This window comes from Staphylococcus capitis subsp. capitis (assembly GCF_040739495.1).
Classification (GTDB): Bacteria; Bacillota; Bacilli; order Staphylococcales; family Staphylococcaceae; genus Staphylococcus; species Staphylococcus capitis.
Genome location: NZ_CP145263.1, coordinates 2,127,360 through 2,143,340 on the forward strand (window position 1 = coordinate 2,127,360; position 15,981 = coordinate 2,143,340).

At 29.9% G+C, this 15,981-nt stretch carries 15 protein-coding genes and 1 pseudogene; 3 read left to right on the forward strand and 13 right to left on the reverse strand.

What is annotated here, in order from left to right:
• Positions 1-247 precede the first annotated feature (247 nt).
• Positions 248-1,510, forward strand: a complete 1,263-nt coding sequence (locus V6C74_RS10595) for a cellulase family glycosylhydrolase (protein WP_016898854.1) — start codon at positions 248-250, stop codon at positions 1,508-1,510.
• 138 nt (positions 1,511-1,648) lie between these two features.
• Complete coding sequence (locus V6C74_RS10600; RefSeq protein ID WP_016898855.1) at positions 1,649-2,656, forward strand: efflux RND transporter periplasmic adaptor subunit; 1,008 nt, start codon at positions 1,649-1,651, stop codon at positions 2,654-2,656.
• An 812-nt stretch (positions 2,657-3,468) separates the two neighbouring features.
• Here the strand turns inward: V6C74_RS10600 and V6C74_RS10605 are convergent.
• The 3 genes from V6C74_RS10605 to V6C74_RS10615 are packed head-to-tail and all read right to left on the reverse strand — an operon-like array spanning position 3,469 to position 4,179.
• On the reverse strand, positions 3,469-3,639 hold the full coding sequence (locus V6C74_RS10605) for a hypothetical protein (protein ID WP_016898857.1): 171 nt from the start codon (positions 3,637-3,639) through the stop codon (positions 3,469-3,471).
• Positions 3,640-3,655: 16 nt separating this feature from the next.
• Positions 3,656-3,922 (reverse strand): Txe/YoeB family addiction module toxin, encoded by a 267-nt coding sequence (locus V6C74_RS10610; RefSeq protein WP_016898859.1) that lies wholly within the window; start codon positions 3,920-3,922, stop codon positions 3,656-3,658.
• Positions 3,922-4,179: a type II toxin-antitoxin system Phd/YefM family antitoxin gene (locus V6C74_RS10615; protein ID WP_002441972.1), complete on the reverse strand. Its 258-nt coding sequence runs from the start codon at positions 4,177-4,179 to the stop codon at positions 3,922-3,924. The genes V6C74_RS10610 and V6C74_RS10615 overlap by 1 nt, the downstream gene beginning before the upstream one ends.
• Positions 4,180-4,341: 162 nt before the next feature.
• Here V6C74_RS10615 and V6C74_RS10620 point away from each other — a divergent pair, with 162 nt between their 5' ends.
• Positions 4,342-4,740, forward strand: a complete 399-nt coding sequence (locus V6C74_RS10620; RefSeq protein WP_016898861.1) for a YolD-like family protein — start codon at positions 4,342-4,344, stop codon at positions 4,738-4,740.
• 32 nt (positions 4,741-4,772) lie between these two features.
• Here the strand turns inward: V6C74_RS10620 and V6C74_RS10625 are convergent, their stop codons facing one another.
• The 10 genes and pseudogenes from V6C74_RS10625 to V6C74_RS10670 all read right to left on the reverse strand — a co-directional run bounded on the left by V6C74_RS10625 (position 4,773) and on the right by V6C74_RS10670 (position 15,728).
• Entirely contained in the window at positions 4,773-4,952 is a 180-nt protein-coding gene (locus V6C74_RS10625) for a CsbD family protein (protein ID WP_001832816.1), read from the reverse strand.
• Positions 4,953-6,111: 1,159 nt separating this feature from the next.
• A pseudogene (locus V6C74_RS10630) lies at positions 6,112-6,490 on the reverse strand (IS5/IS1182 family transposase); the annotation flags it as partial.
• Positions 6,491-7,003: 513 nt separating this feature from the next.
• Positions 7,004-8,569, reverse strand: coding sequence for a YfcC family protein (locus V6C74_RS10635; RefSeq protein WP_100209067.1), 1,566 nt, complete (start codon positions 8,567-8,569; stop codon positions 7,004-7,006).
• A gap of 120 nt (positions 8,570-8,689) precedes the next feature.
• Complete coding sequence (gene arcC / locus V6C74_RS10640; protein WP_002452599.1) at positions 8,690-9,619, reverse strand: carbamate kinase; 930 nt, start codon at positions 9,617-9,619, stop codon at positions 8,690-8,692.
• 19 nt (positions 9,620-9,638) lie between these two features.
• On the reverse strand, positions 9,639-10,637 hold the full coding sequence (argF, locus tag V6C74_RS10645; RefSeq protein ID WP_016898866.1) for an ornithine carbamoyltransferase: 999 nt from the start codon (positions 10,635-10,637) through the stop codon (positions 9,639-9,641).
• 28 nt (positions 10,638-10,665) lie between these two features.
• Positions 10,666-11,355 (reverse strand): Crp/Fnr family transcriptional regulator, encoded by a 690-nt coding sequence (locus V6C74_RS10650; RefSeq protein WP_002452601.1) that lies wholly within the window; start codon positions 11,353-11,355, stop codon positions 10,666-10,668.
• A gap of 41 nt (positions 11,356-11,396) precedes the next feature.
• Positions 11,397-12,818, reverse strand: a complete 1,422-nt coding sequence (gene arcD, locus V6C74_RS10655; RefSeq protein ID WP_002452602.1) for an arginine-ornithine antiporter — start codon at positions 12,816-12,818, stop codon at positions 11,397-11,399.
• Between the two features lie 85 nt (positions 12,819-12,903).
• Positions 12,904-14,139: an arginine deiminase gene (gene arcA / locus V6C74_RS10660; RefSeq protein WP_002452603.1), complete on the reverse strand. Its 1,236-nt coding sequence runs from the start codon at positions 14,137-14,139 to the stop codon at positions 12,904-12,906.
• Between the two features lie 246 nt (positions 14,140-14,385).
• A complete protein-coding gene (locus V6C74_RS10665) occupies positions 14,386-14,835 on the reverse strand; it encodes an arginine repressor (protein ID WP_016898867.1) in 450 nt (149 codons plus the stop codon).
• A 71-nt stretch (positions 14,836-14,906) separates the two neighbouring features.
• Positions 14,907-15,728, reverse strand: a complete 822-nt coding sequence (locus V6C74_RS10670) for a cation transporter (RefSeq protein ID WP_306008927.1) — start codon at positions 15,726-15,728, stop codon at positions 14,907-14,909.
• Positions 15,729-15,981 lie beyond the last annotated feature (253 nt).

A 15,981-nucleotide genomic window follows, 5' to 3' on the forward strand; every position in this document is an offset into this window, starting at 1 on the left:
AAATTACAGCACTAAAATTTCAAAGATAGATGGTGTTAGCTAGATATTAACAGTATTAAGTTGAATTAAATATAAATATTTAAAAGTTATTTTAAAATAATTGTAAATTTAATGTAAATTTATTGATTTAATTAAAATTATTACATTAGTATTATATATGTACATTCACTTTATATCTTTATTCAAGTTAGAAAATTGTTTCAGTTTAATAACAATGATTTAGATTTATGAAAAAGGAGTAGTAATTATGAAGAAATCTATAATTAGTTCTGTACTTGTAGCAAGTACTTTATTATCAAGCATTCCAGCTTTAAATTCAGGACATGTTGCTCATGCTGATAGTATGAGCCCATTAACTACAAAGGGTAAAGAAATACAAAAAGATGGCCATAATTATCGATTGAAAGGTGTAAATGCAGGCAATGTATTTACTACTGAACAATGGTTAGGTGGTTTGGGAAGTGCTAAACATAAAGATTATAAATCAATTAACGATGAGATGGATGGTAAGTATGGAGCTAAAAAAACACATCAATTACTAGATAAATATACTGAAAATCGTTGGGAAGATAAAGATTTTAAAAATTTGAAAGATATGGGAATGAATACGATTCGTTTACCCATTAACTATATTAATTTAACAAATTACAAAGCAGGTATGGCTCCTAAAGACTTGAAGATGAGAAAAGAGCCATTCAAAGCAATGGATAAATTTATTGATAAAGCTAATAGTCATGGACTGTATGTTATTATCGACATGCATGGTGTACCAGGTTCTCAGAATGGACAAGAACATTCTGCAGAAGCTAACGGTTCTATAGGTAATTTTTGGAAAGACCCAGATGCTCAGGGTAAAGCCAAAGAAATTTGGTATCAAATTGCTCAGCACTATAAAAATAACAATGGTGTAGCTGGATACGATTTACTTAATGAGCCTAAAGCTCCTGCCCAACACGTTGATGAGGAAGTCAAAGAGTTTTATAAAGGAGCTTTGAAGTCTATTAGAGACACTGGAGATAAACATATTGCTTTCTTAGAGGCTTGGTATCCTCAGGATTTAAAAGATCCTCAAGAATTCAATGATCCTACTAATAATATTGTCTATGAGTATCATAAATATCCTTACAATAAGGAAACGACTTCTCATAAAGGAATACAAGATACATTTGACCGTGAACTTGAAACTTTAAATGACAAAGCTAGTCACTATAATGTACCTACTTATTTAGGCGAATTTAATGCTCACTATGCAGGAAGTCCTGGTCCTGAAGGTAAAAATCCTGTAAATCCTAATAAAAACGACTTTGACCATATATTTAAAAGTTTCAAAAATAAAGAAAATTCTAAGATAAGTTGGACACTATGGAATTACGATATTGAAAATAATCAATCTTGGGGACCAATCAACTTTAAAGGTATTAATGTCGATGAAAATTCTAATGATTTTGGTAAAAAAGAAGGCGCCTATATAAATCATGATGTTTATGATACCATTAAAAATAATCAATAGTCAGATTCTAAGCAAGAAATATTAGATAAAATTAATCATTTATTTTAAAGATGAATAAATAGTACATTTAAGTCTCAGTCATTGTGGCTGGGACTTTTTAAATATAATTATTTACTTTAATATAGGAGTCGTTAGTTGATGAAAAAGATGTGGTTACCAATTATAACTATAATTATAGTAGTTATAATTATAGGATTAATCATTTTAAAAAAGACAAATCATTTATATTTTAACAACTTGGATACATATAAAGTTGTTAAAGTGGAAGATAGAAAAGACATTTCTGGTAAGGGTATCGTTTTTCCTGAACATGTTAAAGTGTATAAAATTAATAAAAATATAGGAGAATATATTAGACCACAAATTAAAGATTTTAGAAAAGTGAAAAAAGGGACCCCCCTTATTTATTATGATACTAATAGTAGCAACAGGCCTAATCTAGTGGATAATATTAATAACGTTAAAGAAGATTTAAATCGTGATTATCAAAACGTAGCTAAACACAATAGCAGTAGTTATCAAAAGCAAATATCTAATGATTACCAAAGGTTATTTAAAGCTCAACAAAAATTAAATCAGCATGACAATCTGTCTAGTAAAGATATATATGCAGCTTTTAATGGTGAAGTGAAAATTAGTAATTCAATTAGCGGTAAAAATGGTGACGAAATTTTAAAATTAGTTTCTACAAAGTCAGTTATTAAGATGAGAGCTTCACAATATATAGTTAATAAGATAAAAAAAGGAAGTAACGTTAACTTTAAATTAGATAGTGACAGTGAAAATGTAAAAGGTAAGGTCCAGTCTATTGATAACTTACCTATAAATATGAAAAAAGAACGTTACTATAAAAACTATGAACCTAAATATATGATTACAATTTCTGATTTAAATCATGGTGTGAGAGCAGGATTTACTGGGAAAGTAACAATTCCTTATAATATGATTGAAATTCCTCAAAATAGTATCATTAATAAAAATTATGTTTTTATAGTTAATAAGGATAATTATGTACAAAAACGTAGAGTTAAAATAGTAAAGATTAAAAATAAACTCATTGCTAAGAAAGGATTAAAATTAGGTGATCGAGTCATTGAAAAACCTAAAAGATCTTTACAAGAAGGACAACAAATTAATATTAAATAACTTTTACTATAACTAACTATGAATCTATATTAGCTAATGTTAAAGCAAATAAGGGTATCATTTTGCCTTCTTCAATCGTTGGCTACGAGACTTTAAGGTATGAACCTATATCAAAAAATTATAAAATCTTAAAAGAATCGTAGACATAGTATCAAATGATGAAGATAAGATGAATAAAATTATTAGTGAAGGAGGAATTTAAAGATGTTAGTAACTATAGTAAGTTGGATACTTACATTTATAACTCTTGTAGCTATTGGCTCTTTAATTACAAAGTTTAAAAATAAAAAATGAATTATCTCAATGATTATTATACTGCTAATTATTATTCTAGGAGTTGCCATGCTAAATACTAATAAGAAAATTTTATCAATAGATTGTTAAAATTTTCTTATTATCAATTCTGTGTATCGTAGCATAAATTTTCGCCTCTAATTTCATTATATCTTTAATCAATATATAATAATTATTATGTTTTTAGAATTCTATTTTAAATTTTTAAAATTTCCTCTCCTATAAAAGAACGTTTGTTCTATTATATGGAAGAGGGAAAATTATGAAATGCTTCCAAAGCAGTATGAAAGTGAGCACTATTACTGCAAAATATAAATGATAAGATGACTTATTATAATAAAATGTTAACGACTATAGATTATTGGGATGATAGTTATATAATTGATATGAGCATAATAGACCGACACATTCCTTTTAAGAATAATAATTTGAATACTACTCATAATAGTTCGTTTTTTACATGATGTTGATTTATTAAAGAATCGAACTTTTTCTAATTATTATAGTTATTCTCTCCGTTACTTATATAGTCGTCGAAAAAGCTCTCTAATTTCTTTTTTTGTTTTTTGAGATGTATTTGGATCTTTATATTTTTCAACAAGTGTTTTTGTTAGGTTTTTCGTATTTTCTTGACGCAATCCTGATTTATCTTTCAATAAATTTTCAATGAGTTCATCATTAATTTTCATTAACGAGTCCTCCTTTTCATTCATAATGAGACCAAGCTGCTAATATTAATACTTCTTTATTTTCCTCATCAATTGTATAGACAACTCTATGTTGATGATTGATACGTCTTGAGTATCGTCCTAAATGTTTAGGGTGCAATTTTTCAAAGGATTGACTTTGTTGATATGGATCATATTTTAATATTTCTACGATTTTCAAAAATTGTTCTTGTAAGTGAGAACGTTTTATCTTATTCAAATCTGTCTTCGCTGAATTCTTTATGTTGATTTTATATTTAGCCATTAAAGTCTAGCCCAATCAATATCATCTATGTTTGTATAACCACTGTTGTCATGCTCACGTTCTCTAACTTTGTCCATTGTGCCTGTAGCCTCAAGATATATCGTTTCATTAATGCTACGCCAATCTTCCATGCCTATAATAACAGCATTACTCTCATCATATTTGCCTTCAATATATACTGGTTCATGGTCATTATTCACACGTTTTAATAACTGATAAAAATCTTTACGAGCTTCTGTTGGTGTTTTACTTTTCATTCAAGGCCTCCCTTTATTTATTATATATATTATAACGTACGCTAATAACGTACGTCAAAAGATTAAGTAAAACACATTCAAAATTTTGAAAGCCATTTTATATGAAGGAGAGGGTTTACTAATACGAACATACGTTCTATTATATAGTTGAGGTGTTTGTATATGATTCCTAAACAATATGAGGGTGAAACAGATTATCGTAAGATTCCTAGAGAGTATTTAGATTCTAATGTTCCTAAAGGCAGAGGGTTTGTTAAGTGGATAGCTTTTAAGACGATTCCTGAGCAATATCAACAAATAGAACAATATATGGAAGATCAAAATAAAACAGAACGTCCTACGCTTTTAGACGATCAACTTAATGTTTTAAATGAAAAAGTAAACTGGAAAAAACACTTTAAAGAAAAAGCAGTTGTGACTTATTGGAAGCAGGGTTATTATTACCAGCATGAGGCTTACATTAAAACGGTAGATACATTCAATCAAGTTATTATTATTAGTAACGAAGATGGGAACGAAACCATGGAAATACCCATGAAAAATATAAAAGATATTGAATAAGAAAAGCCACTCTATATGAGTGGCTTAAGATTTTACTTTTTAAACTTGTCAACAACATCAGATGCTTTGTCTTTAACGTTATCAACGACTTCTTTGGCTTTACCTGATGCTTTATCTTTTTTACCTTCTTGTTCTAAATTGTCATTGTTAGTAGCATCGCCAACAGTTTCTTTAATATTGCCTTTAACTTTATCTAATTTATCTTCAGCCATATGTAAGCCTCCTTAAATTTAGAAATATCTTGATTGAAGTTGCCCAATGAGAAAACATTGACTACACTCTCAACGTAAGACATATAATAATATAATTCAAGTAAAGAAGTTTAATTACTATTTTAACGGCAAGGTGCTAATGAAAATTCATTAGCACCTTGTGTATTTTCTTATAGAAAATACGAATGAAAATGAAGGAAAGTGAGAAATCACTTTCCATTTTATTATGAATTTTTATTATTTATTTTTTTGTGTTGGCACGCTCACCCGCATCATCAAAGATGATGCTTTTAACAAGTCTGTTCAAAATGACAAGGCACATAAATTTTTTCTTGATGGCTCAAGCCAGTCGAAAAATTTTATAGTTTGTCACCTTGTCATTTCTCCTAACGACTTGTTGCAGTGGCTTTGCAACACAGAAAAAAATAAATAAATAATAAAAAAAAGAAAAGGAGGTGATGCCATTCTCACTATGTGGTGGTTGGCTGGGTAGTGAGAGATTAATTTGAAGGAGGTTGGCTCCACATTGAAAGAATCAACAAAAAAGCTCCTAATAAGATTAATTAACTTATTAAGAGCAATAATAACTTTAATTACTGAATTAGTAGACTAGTTCAGTAAGGGGGAGCCCTAACTCCTCCTTCAATTTGGTTTTATTATAACATATAAAGGAGTTTTTACAATGAAGAAAAGGAGTATAAACGTATTAAAAGTAGTAAACATTTTATTAGCATTAATAAATGTGATATTAGAAATTTCATTACTTACTGAAAGTAAAAATAGATAAAAGGTGTGTGTAGCATGACAAAAACTAAGGAGTTCATTAATGACTATTTGCTCATATGTAAAAATATAAGAAATTATAAATTGCGAGAATTTGAAGAGACATTGAATATACAAGAAGGATTATTTGATTCAAATCTGAAATGTCCTTTGGCTTACACAACAATTGGAGAAGAAGAAAATATTGAAGTTCAAGTCACTTTAGACCTTGAAAATACGAGAATAGTTAGAGAAGTAATATTTCGGTTTGATGAGCACAAACAATGTAAGAAAATACAAACTAATGTTTTTAAAAATACAAAAGAAGTTGTTGATTCCACTTCACATATTCACTTTGATGAATTAGTCAATGTAGATGAAAAATCAGTGTATGAAATTTTGAGAAGAATTTCATACACTGATTTTTCAGAGGACATTTTGAACAATAATCACATTCATTATGATTTAAAGTCTCTCTTAAGTCCATACTTATTATGACGATAGGCATATCTTTTAAAATCTAATCGTTTATTATTTGGACAAATGTATTCATTATTAATTTCGTCATATTCCTAATTTTGTGTATTAAAGATGTCAACTTTATATTTTATATTTTTATTTTTAAGAAACATGCCGTAGGTTATAAGCGGTGTTCGATTAAAATCATCTATAATTGCCATATAATTGGGTTCACTGCCATAACCAGTATCCACTACAATATATTCAGACAAGTAACCGTAGGCCTTTTGAATTAAATTTAAGAAAATAATTGATGAATTTAGTTCATTTGAAGTACCAAATAAGCTATTTAGATATTTTATTTCACTTTCCAATCAACTAGAACTTATAAACACCTCTTTATATCTTCAATAGAAATAATCATGGGAGCTATTTGCTTTTTTAATAAGTAAGAATTATTAAATATCAAAGAGGAACTCAAAAATTTTTCTAAATTACTTTCAATTACCTTTGAGGAGATATTACTTGGAAGTAAACATAACTTGGTTATATTCAACTTCATTTTGCGACCTTCAATATTTAATTTTCAATGTACATATTTATCTACAATTAAGTAGAGTTGGGTTAATTGATGTTGCTGACTAATTAAATATTCACAGAATATAGTAATTAAGACAAAAAATTAAACCCTTAACTATTCTCAAAGTTAAGGGTCTAGACACAGCGAACGTTAATATAAAAGTCTTCTTGAGACTATTTAACTCAGATATGGACTTCCATATCCTCTTTAGCATCGGTTTTCTAACAGTATATAATCAATTATAAACGAATTAAGAATATATTAAAACTTGTGTAATTAGTAAGCCACCACCAAATATTAAAACAAACGCGACAACAGGCCATACGAAACGTAACCAGTGTGAGTAGCGCATGTTTAACATTTGAAGTGTTGCCATTACAAGTCCAGTAGGCGCTAAGAACAACATTGCATACTGACCGAATTGATATGTTGTAACAATAACAAATCTTGGTATACCTACTGTATCAGCTAATGGCGCAAAGATAGGCATAGATAGTAGTGCTAATCCTGATGATGATGGCACGATAAATCCTAAACAGAAAAAGATAAAGAGCAGAACAATGATAAATAAAGGCCCACTCATATGTTGCACGATAGATGATGAAAAGTGCAAGATTGTGTCAGAAATCATTCCTTTATTCAATACTAAGTTAATTCCTCGAGCTAAACCAATGATTAAAGATACACCTACTAAACTTGAAGCGCCATTAACGAATGCATCTACAGTACCTTTTTCACCTAAACCATATTGTCCTGTCCCAGCAATAAACATGATGACAATGGTAAAGATTAAGAATGCAGATGCCATGACTGGGAACCACCATCCTTGTGTCATGACGCCCCAAACCATAATAGGGAACGGTAAGACGAAAAGCGTAAGAATAATCTTTTTACGTAATGTAAACTCAGAAGAACCGTCTTCATGGAGCACAGACCATTGTTTTTCAAATGCTACTTTGTCTTCATAAGAATAAGAGGATTTAGGATCTTTTTTAATTTTTTTACAATACCAGAACAAATAACTAATAACAAATATGGCACCGATGATACAAGCGCCTATTCTCCAATAAAGACCATCAGTAAAAGTTATTCCTGCTGCATTAGAAGCAATGACGACTGAGAATGGGTTGATTGTTGAGAATGTACTGCCCACAGAGCTTGCTAAGAAAATTGCACCGACAGAGACAATAGAATCATATCCGAGCGCAATAAATATTGGAACGAGTACAGGATAGAACGCTACAGCTTCCTCTTCAATGCCACATAGTGTTCCACCCAGAATCATTAAAATTGCTACGAACATAATCAACATAAATTCATGACCTTTGGTTTTTTGAGTAAGTGCTAACAACCCTGATTCAAAGGACCCACTCGCTTGAACAATACCAATCAGTCCACCTAGAACAAGTATAAAGACCATAATATCGACGGCTTCGATGGTTCCTTTAACCATGCTGCTGGTAATTTGATCAAGACCAGCTGGATGTTGTTTTAGACGTTCGTAAGTATTAGGAATTGAAACGGATTTATTAATTGCACCAGATTTAAATTGTTCTATTTTGATTTTAACTCCTAATCGATCAAGCTCCTTTTGTGTTCCAGGAACTTTTTTTACCTGATGATGAGGATTGACAATTTTTAATTCTTGGGATGAAGGTTCATATGAAAGTTTTGAATATGCACCCGCGGGGATTATCCAAGTTGCTATAACTGCGACAACTGTTAGGATAAAAAGAATCATAAATGCACCTGGCATTCTAAAGTTAAAACGTTTTTTCTTTTTATTATCATTGGTCGCTTGTTCCAACGGTTTCATCTCCTTCGATAGTTAACTTATAATGTTAGAAGGTATCAAATTAATAAATAAAAGAACAAAAGAGCCTAGGGTTATAGGCTCTTTTGTTTATAAAGGTAATTGAACTAAAGTATTATAATTTCAATTCTTAATTAATGTTCCTATTTTACCGTCTAAAGCGTCCCCTAAGCCTGCTAGAGATGTAATCAAAACACTGCCTTTAGTATTTTTTTCAAGAAATTGAAGTGCAGCTTCAACTTTTGGAAGCATACTTCCTTTAGCAAATTGACCATCAGATATATGTTTTTTCATTTCATCCACAGATACTTCACCAAGACCTTTTTGGTTTTCTTTTCCATAGTTAATGTAAACATGATCTACAGCAGTTAATATGATTAATTGATCAGATTGTAAATGTGCTGCTAATAAAGCGCTCGTTTTATCTTTATCAATAACTGCATCAACACCTTTATAAACTTCATTTTCCTTAATCACTGGAACTCCACCACCGCCGGCAGCGATAACTAGTGTTCCATGCGTGATTAATGTTTCTATACTATCTAACTCGACTATATTTATAGGTTGTGGGGAAGGGACAACGCGACGATAGCCACGTCCAGCATCTTCTACAAAAGTATAACCTTTTTCTTTCGTGGTTTTATCAGCCTGCTCTTTTGTATAAAATAATCCAATTGGTTTAGTAGGGTTATTGAAAGCAGAATCATCGCTTGCAACTTGAACTTGTGTTACTAGCGTAACAACTTGTTTATCTATGCCCATTGAATGAAGTTCGTTTTGTAAACTTTCTTGCATTTGATAGCCAATATAAGCTTGGCTCATAGCTCCACATTCAGGGAAAGGAAAAGGAGGACCTTGTTTGTGTTCCGCCGCATAATTTAAACCTAAGTTAATACTTCCAACTTGTGGGCCATTACCATGACTAATTACAATTTCGTATCCTTTATTGATTAAACTTACTAGAGATTTAGCTGTACTTTTTAATAAATCTAATTGTTCTTTAGGTGATTGCCCTAAAGCGTTACCACCCAAAGCTACGACGATTTTAGACATATTTATATCCTCCTTTCATTTATTCTCCTAATGTTGCTACCATGACTGCTTTTATTGTATGAGCTCTATTCTCTGCCTCTTGGAAAACAACTGATTGTTCACTTTCAAATACTTCATTTGTTACTTCCATTTCATTTAATCCATACTTCTCTTGAATCTGTTTACCGATTTTTGTTTCAGTATCATGGAATGATGGTAGACAATGTTCAAAAATAGTATCTGGGTTTCCTGTTTTTTTCATTAATTCTTTAGTTACACGGTATGGTTCTAACAGTTTAATACGTTTTTCCCAAACTTCATCAGGTTCACCCATAGATACCCAAACATCTGTATAAATTACATCAGATCCTTTGACTCCTTCATCGATATCATCAGTTACAAGGATTTTACCACCATTTTTCTCAGCTATATTATTACAACGGTTTAATAACTCGTCAGTTGGATTTAGTTCTTTGGGACATACGAGATGGAAGGTCATGCCCATAATTGCTGCTCCTTGCATTAAGGCATTTGCAACATTATTACGTCCATCTCCAACGTATGTGAAATTAATTTCATTATATGGTTTCTTTAATACTTCTTTAGCTGTTAAAAAGTCAGCAAGTACTTGTGTTGGATGATCTTCGTCAGTTAAACCATTCCATACCGGTACGCCAGAATATTTTGCCAAGTCTTCAACTACTCGTTGTGAAAATCCGCGATATTCTATGCCATCATACATTCCGCCTAAAACACGAGCAGTATCTTTGGCAGACTCTTTTTTACCCATTTGAGAACCTGTTGGTCCAAGATATGTTACATGTGCACCTTGATCATAAGCCGCTGTTTCAAATGCACATCGAGTACGCGTTGAATCTTTTTCAAAAAGTAGAGCGATATTTTTACCTTTCATTTTTTGTTGTTCTATTCCTGCATATTTTGCACGTTTAAGATCTTCAGATAAGTTAAGTAAAAATTCCATTTCTTTTTGTGTGAAGTCTAGCAAAGTTAAAAAGTTTCTATTTCTTAAATTTTTCATTTTAAATATCTCCTTTTTCATTAATTTTTTATTTTTTAATAATCCAATTTCTTTTATCTTGGTATATAATGTTTTCTGTTTTTAATTCTCTGATTATTTCACCAGTAGTTTTTCTGTTAAGTCCAGATAAATTACTTATTAATTGAACAGTCATAATTTGTTTTAATTCATAGAATTCTCCATTATCATCCCCAATTGAACAGCATAAAATTTGTAGTATTCTTTCAATTCTTTCTTTAGCTGAATTAGCTCTTAACGCCATAATATATTCTACTTGAAATTGAATAGTCTCATTAAGCTTCTTGAAGAGACTTTCAAATATTTCTTTATGTTTTCTACATAAATACTCAAGTAAATCTTTCGGTAAAGTTATAATTTTACAGTCTGTTAAAGCTGTACATACTTCATAAGGTGCAAGGGTTTCATAAAATATGAGGTTCATTGGAAATATATTTTCATCTTTACTTAATCTTAAATAATTATCGCCAGTAATATTAGAAGATTCATGTAAAATACAACCATTGACTAAAAAGTATACAAATTTTATTTGATTAGTTGAATGATATATGACTTGTCCTTTTTTATATTGACAAAGTGTTAAGTCCTCCTTATAAGGTCTAATAATACTAACAGGAATATTTAAGTATGATGCTAATTGTTTAAGATTATTATCAAATTCATATTCTGAATTTTTAATATAAATATTTTCTTCATACATAACTATAAACCCCTTAAAAATTACTTAGTTTAAATCATAACTTAAAATACAGAAATATTACCTGTAATCAAACGAATTATTCCCATTATTGCAAGTACAATGATGAATATGAATAACGTATAATCCAATTTTGTCAAATGTTTGTTATTATCCCTTTGTACGTAGCTGTATACGAGTAATCCAGGTATATATAACAACATTGTTAATAGTAAATAATCTAATCCAGCTGCATAAACCAACCAAATTGTGTAAATAGATGCAATAATTCCTATTATCCATTGTTTTAAACTAGCTTTAGATTTATTTTGAATAGTATATTTAACCTGGTAAAAAGCACTGAGTGTATATGGAATTAAGATTGCACTTGATGCAAGTGAAAACGCAAACTGATAGGCACTATCTGTAAACAACATACTAATTAAAAATAACTGAACTAATATATTAGTAATAATTAAAGCGTTGACCGGAGCTTTATTCTTATTTTCTTTAGCAAACCATTTCGGGAAAAGTCCATCTTTAGCTACAATGAATGGTAATTCACCAGCTAGTAATGTCCATCCTAACCAAGCTCCTAAAACAGAGATAATTAAGCCTATATTAACTAACACTGAACCCCAATGACCTACAATATGTTCTAATACTTGTGCCATTGATGGATTAGCAAGTTTTGAAATTTGGTTCTGCTGAATGACACCTTGGGCTAGTACAGTCATTAAGAAATAAATGACTAGTACAGAAATCAAACCAATAACGGTAGCAGTTCCTACATCCTTTTTAGACTTTGCACGTCCAGAAAAGACAACGGCTCCTTCAATCCCTGTGAATACCCATACAGTTACTAACATAGTACTTTTTACTTGTGCCATTGTATCTCCCCAACTAAAAACGCCAACACTTCCACTAGTCATACCATAAAAACCGGATTTAAAAGTACTGAAGTTGAATACAACTATCATGCATATAATAACTAGAAATATAGGTATTAATTTAGCTACTGTAACAATACTATTTATAAACGCTGCAGTTTCTACACCTCTAAGTATTAAAAAATGTACGCCCCATAATAAAATTGATGCTACGATAATACTTGGAAGTGTGTTACCTCCTTTAAATATAGGGAAAAAGTTACCCACGGCTGACATTAATAGGGTTGCATAAGCCACGTTACCTAGAAATGCTGCAAACCAATAACCCCAAGCACTTGAGAAACCAATAAAATCTCCAAATCCTGTTTGAGCATAACTATAAATTCCACCATCAAGATCTGGTCGCTCATTAGTTAAATTTTGAAATACGAAAGCAAGAGAAATCATACCGATAGCAGTTATTATCCAACCTATAATTATTGCAAGGCCACCAGCTTGACCGCCCATATCTGAGATGATATTGAATGCACCACCACCAATCATAGATCCTATGACTAAACCAATTAAGGAAGTTTTACCTAATTTATTTTCATCCATATTAATCTCCCCTAATAAGGGTAGTAAAAATCTTGCTATTTAACTTAAAGATCGAATTACTTGTGATTTTTACTACCTTACTAATTTAAATATCCTCTCTAAATAATGGTTGACTCATACATCTTGGACCTCCGCGTCCACGTACAAGTTCACTACCGGTAATTTCAATTACTTTAATTCCTTTGTCGCGTAAAAGTTGGTTTGATACATAGTTGCGATCGTATGTCACTACTACCCCTGGACGAATACATAATGTGTTTGAACCATCATTCCATTGTTCGCGTGCTCCATCAATCACGTCACCATTACCTGTTGGTATAAAGTCGACTTTTTCTACTTCTAAAACTTCAGAAAGTGTTTCACGTAACTTGCTAGAACGAGTAATTTTTATATCGTCCTTACCATCATTTTGTTCTATGGTAAATATATTCATGTTATTTTCTTCTTTAAATATTGCTGCATGTACTGTAAACTTATCGTAGTCAATCATAGTTAGTACTGTATCTAGATGCATAAATGTACGTGTATTAGGTATTTCAATAGCTACGATTTTTTTAAAACTTGTGTTTGCATCTTTGAAAATATTACGTGCTAACTTTTCTATTGCTTGAGCTGATGTACGTTCTGATATACCAATAGCTAAAACATCTTCCGATAATACTAATTCATCTCCACCTTCAATATTAAATGGTGAGTTACGATCTAACCATACTGGTACATCTTTATCTTTAAATCTTGGATGATGTTTCAGTATATATGTCATAAAAATAGATTCTCTACGTCGTGCTCTCCAATACATTCTGTTAATTGTCATTCCTCTACCAATTGAAGCTTGGGGATCTCTTGTAAAATAAAGGTTGGGCATTGGATCTAAGTAAAATGGATATCTATCATCCATATACTCTACTAAATGAGTTGTTTCAAGTTGAATTTCTTCTTTACGTACGCCAGCCATGATTTTATTTACAAGTTCTTGGTCAGATAACTTTGAAAAGAATTCTTTAATTTCAGTTTCATGACCTAATATTGTCTTTTTAGATTCTGTTAATATGTCGTTTATGAAGTTCTCGCGTACTTCTGGCTCAGTAATAGATTCTGCTGCAAGTTTTTCTAAATAAACTACTTCGATTCCTTCATCTCTCAAAGTTTGAGCAAATTTGTCATGCTCTTCTTGTGCAACTTTTAAGTAGGGAATATCATCAAATAATAAACCACTTAAATGATCTGGTACTAAATTTTCTAATTCTTTTCCTGGTCTTTTTAACAACACAGTTTTCAATTTGCCTATTTCACTATTTACTTGAATGGGTCCTTGTACCATATTCAATTTCCTCCTTTGCTTTATTACATTTATATTATAAAGCGTTTTCAAAAAACATAATGTGATTTTATTCACAATAATTACTAGAGTGTTTTCACATATATAGATTTATTCAATTCAAAATTTTGTATAAATATGTATTTTGTGCTATATAATAGTGAATAATTTAAAAAAATATTGTTAAAACCTTATCTTATTCATACAAAAAAATTTTTTATCCATTTTTTTGTATTAGTAATCATTTAATTATGAAGGGAATAATTGATAACAAACAAATTCTGCCATTTCATTAGAAGAAGTCAAAATCATTAAAGTATCATTACCTCCAATAGTTCCTAGTATTTCTTTCATTTGTAATTGATCTATGTAATAACTTATACTTTGAGCAAATCCAGGAGCTGTTTTTATTAAGACATAGTTACTTAACGTTGTGAATTCAATAATTTCATCACTAAATATCTCTAATTGCTTTTTTGCACTTAATTGTTTTTTTTGATTTATTTTTTTGTAAATATACTTTTTATTTTCAACAGGGATTTTGTAAATTTCTAATTCTTGTAAATCACGAGAAATAGTTGTCAAGCTATAGTAAACTCCAAAATGTTTTGCCATGTAGTCCACTATTTGTTGTTTTTTATTAAATTGATTTTGTTGTATAACAGTTAGTATGATACTTAAACGTTTTTCTTTTTTCATTTTTAACTCCGATATTAATTTTGATTAAAAAAGCTTATAAAGTGCGACTTTATAATCTTTTTAAAATATAATTAATTAATTTGTTTGGAATAAAATTGCTTTGTAAATGAAATGTTTAACCATTTATCAAAGTTATTAAAGTCTTTATTAATTATTTCTATAACTTCATTTCTATATTTGTCTGTTTGTTTTATTGTTTGGATTTTAGAAGTGTTATCAACTATATTCTGTAAATCTATATATATCATTTGACCAATTTTAGTTATCCTTAAATCTTCCTCTTTTATATAATATTTAGCATTCATTTCTTTAATAGTTTCATGAAGATTATATTGAATTTCATCTGAAGCAGACATTGATATAATTTCTTTGAAATTATTAAATAATAAGCGAATAGGCATAAAGATGAGAATAACACCAGCCATTAAAACTAGCACAGGGTCTATATATGGAATAAACCAGCTAAAAGAAGTGCACTTGACAACAAAAATTATAGCAAAACCTATAATAAGTTCAAAACTAACACAAGTATCTAATAGCCATTGAAGTTTTTCAGTGTAAATTAAATCAGATTTATTTTTAAACAAAATTAGATAGATTAATCCACAACCTAAAAAAGAAAAGATTCCGTACCCTAAACCAATATTCGCATTTATTATACGTCCATTGTTTAAAATAGCATTTGCTGAAGATATCAAAGATAAAATACATAATAATAATATAGATGAATTGAAAACAATAGTTAATGGTTGAAAAATATATTTGCCAAATGGAAATGAGTCTCGGTTAGGTTTTTTTATCATATACGATGTAAATAATGACAATGATGAAATAACCAAACTAATAACTGAGTATAATCCATCTAATAAAACCATATCACTATTAGAAATAATTCATAAAAATATCCCAGATACTGAAAAAAGTAATGATCCAATTGTGGATATAACTAATATCCTACTTACTTTATTATTTAAATAATTCATTTAAATTTCACCTTCTAACAAGAGAAACTTACCGTTTAAATCTAAAATAATGATATCACAAACAAGTTAACAAAAGGTATTTAAGTTTATTTGAATTTAAATTTGTTTTATGTGTTTTTACTTGAAATATTTAATATTAGTGATACCGTTTAAATTGTAAAAT

What these genes read in the sequence shown, in the direction of transcription:
- V6C74_RS10620 (WP_016898861.1), top strand. Translation starts at nt 4,342, where the DNA reads ATGATTCCTAAACAATATGAGGGTGAAACAGATTATCGTAAGATTCCT.
- arcC (WP_002452599.1), bottom strand. Translation starts at nt 9,619, where the DNA reads ATGTCTAAAATCGTCGTAGCTTTGGGTGGTAACGCTTTAGGGCAATCA.
- V6C74_RS10600 (WP_016898855.1), top strand. Translation starts at nt 1,649, where the DNA reads ATGAAAAAGATGTGGTTACCAATTATAACTATAATTATAGTAGTTATA.
- V6C74_RS10605 (WP_016898857.1), bottom strand. Translation starts at nt 3,639, where the DNA reads ATGAAAATTAATGATGAACTCATTGAAAATTTATTGAAAGATAAATCA.
- V6C74_RS10625 (WP_001832816.1), bottom strand. Translation starts at nt 4,952, where the DNA reads ATGGCTGAAGATAAATTAGATAAAGTTAAAGGCAATATTAAAGAAACT.
- arcD (WP_002452602.1), bottom strand. Translation starts at nt 12,818, where the DNA reads ATGGATGAAAATAAATTAGGTAAAACTTCCTTAATTGGTTTAGTCATA.
- V6C74_RS10610 (WP_016898859.1), bottom strand. Translation starts at nt 3,922, where the DNA reads ATGGCTAAATATAAAATCAACATAAAGAATTCAGCGAAGACAGATTTG.
- arcA (WP_002452603.1), bottom strand. Translation starts at nt 14,139, where the DNA reads ATGGTACAAGGACCCATTCAAGTAAATAGTGAAATAGGCAAATTGAAA.
- argF (WP_016898866.1), bottom strand. Translation starts at nt 10,637, where the DNA reads ATGAAAAATTTAAGAAATAGAAACTTTTTAACTTTGCTAGACTTCACA.
- V6C74_RS10635 (WP_100209067.1), bottom strand. Translation starts at nt 8,569, where the DNA reads ATGAAACCGTTGGAACAAGCGACCAATGATAATAAAAAGAAAAAACGT.
- V6C74_RS10615 (WP_002441972.1), bottom strand. Translation starts at nt 4,179, where the DNA reads ATGAAAAGTAAAACACCAACAGAAGCTCGTAAAGATTTTTATCAGTTA.
- V6C74_RS10595 (WP_016898854.1), top strand. Translation starts at nt 248, where the DNA reads ATGAAGAAATCTATAATTAGTTCTGTACTTGTAGCAAGTACTTTATTA.
- V6C74_RS10665 (WP_016898867.1), bottom strand. Translation starts at nt 14,835, where the DNA reads ATGAAAAAAGAAAAACGTTTAAGTATCATACTAACTGTTATACAACAA.
- V6C74_RS10650 (WP_002452601.1), bottom strand. Translation starts at nt 11,355, where the DNA reads ATGTATGAAGAAAATATTTATATTAAAAATTCAGAATATGAATTTGAT.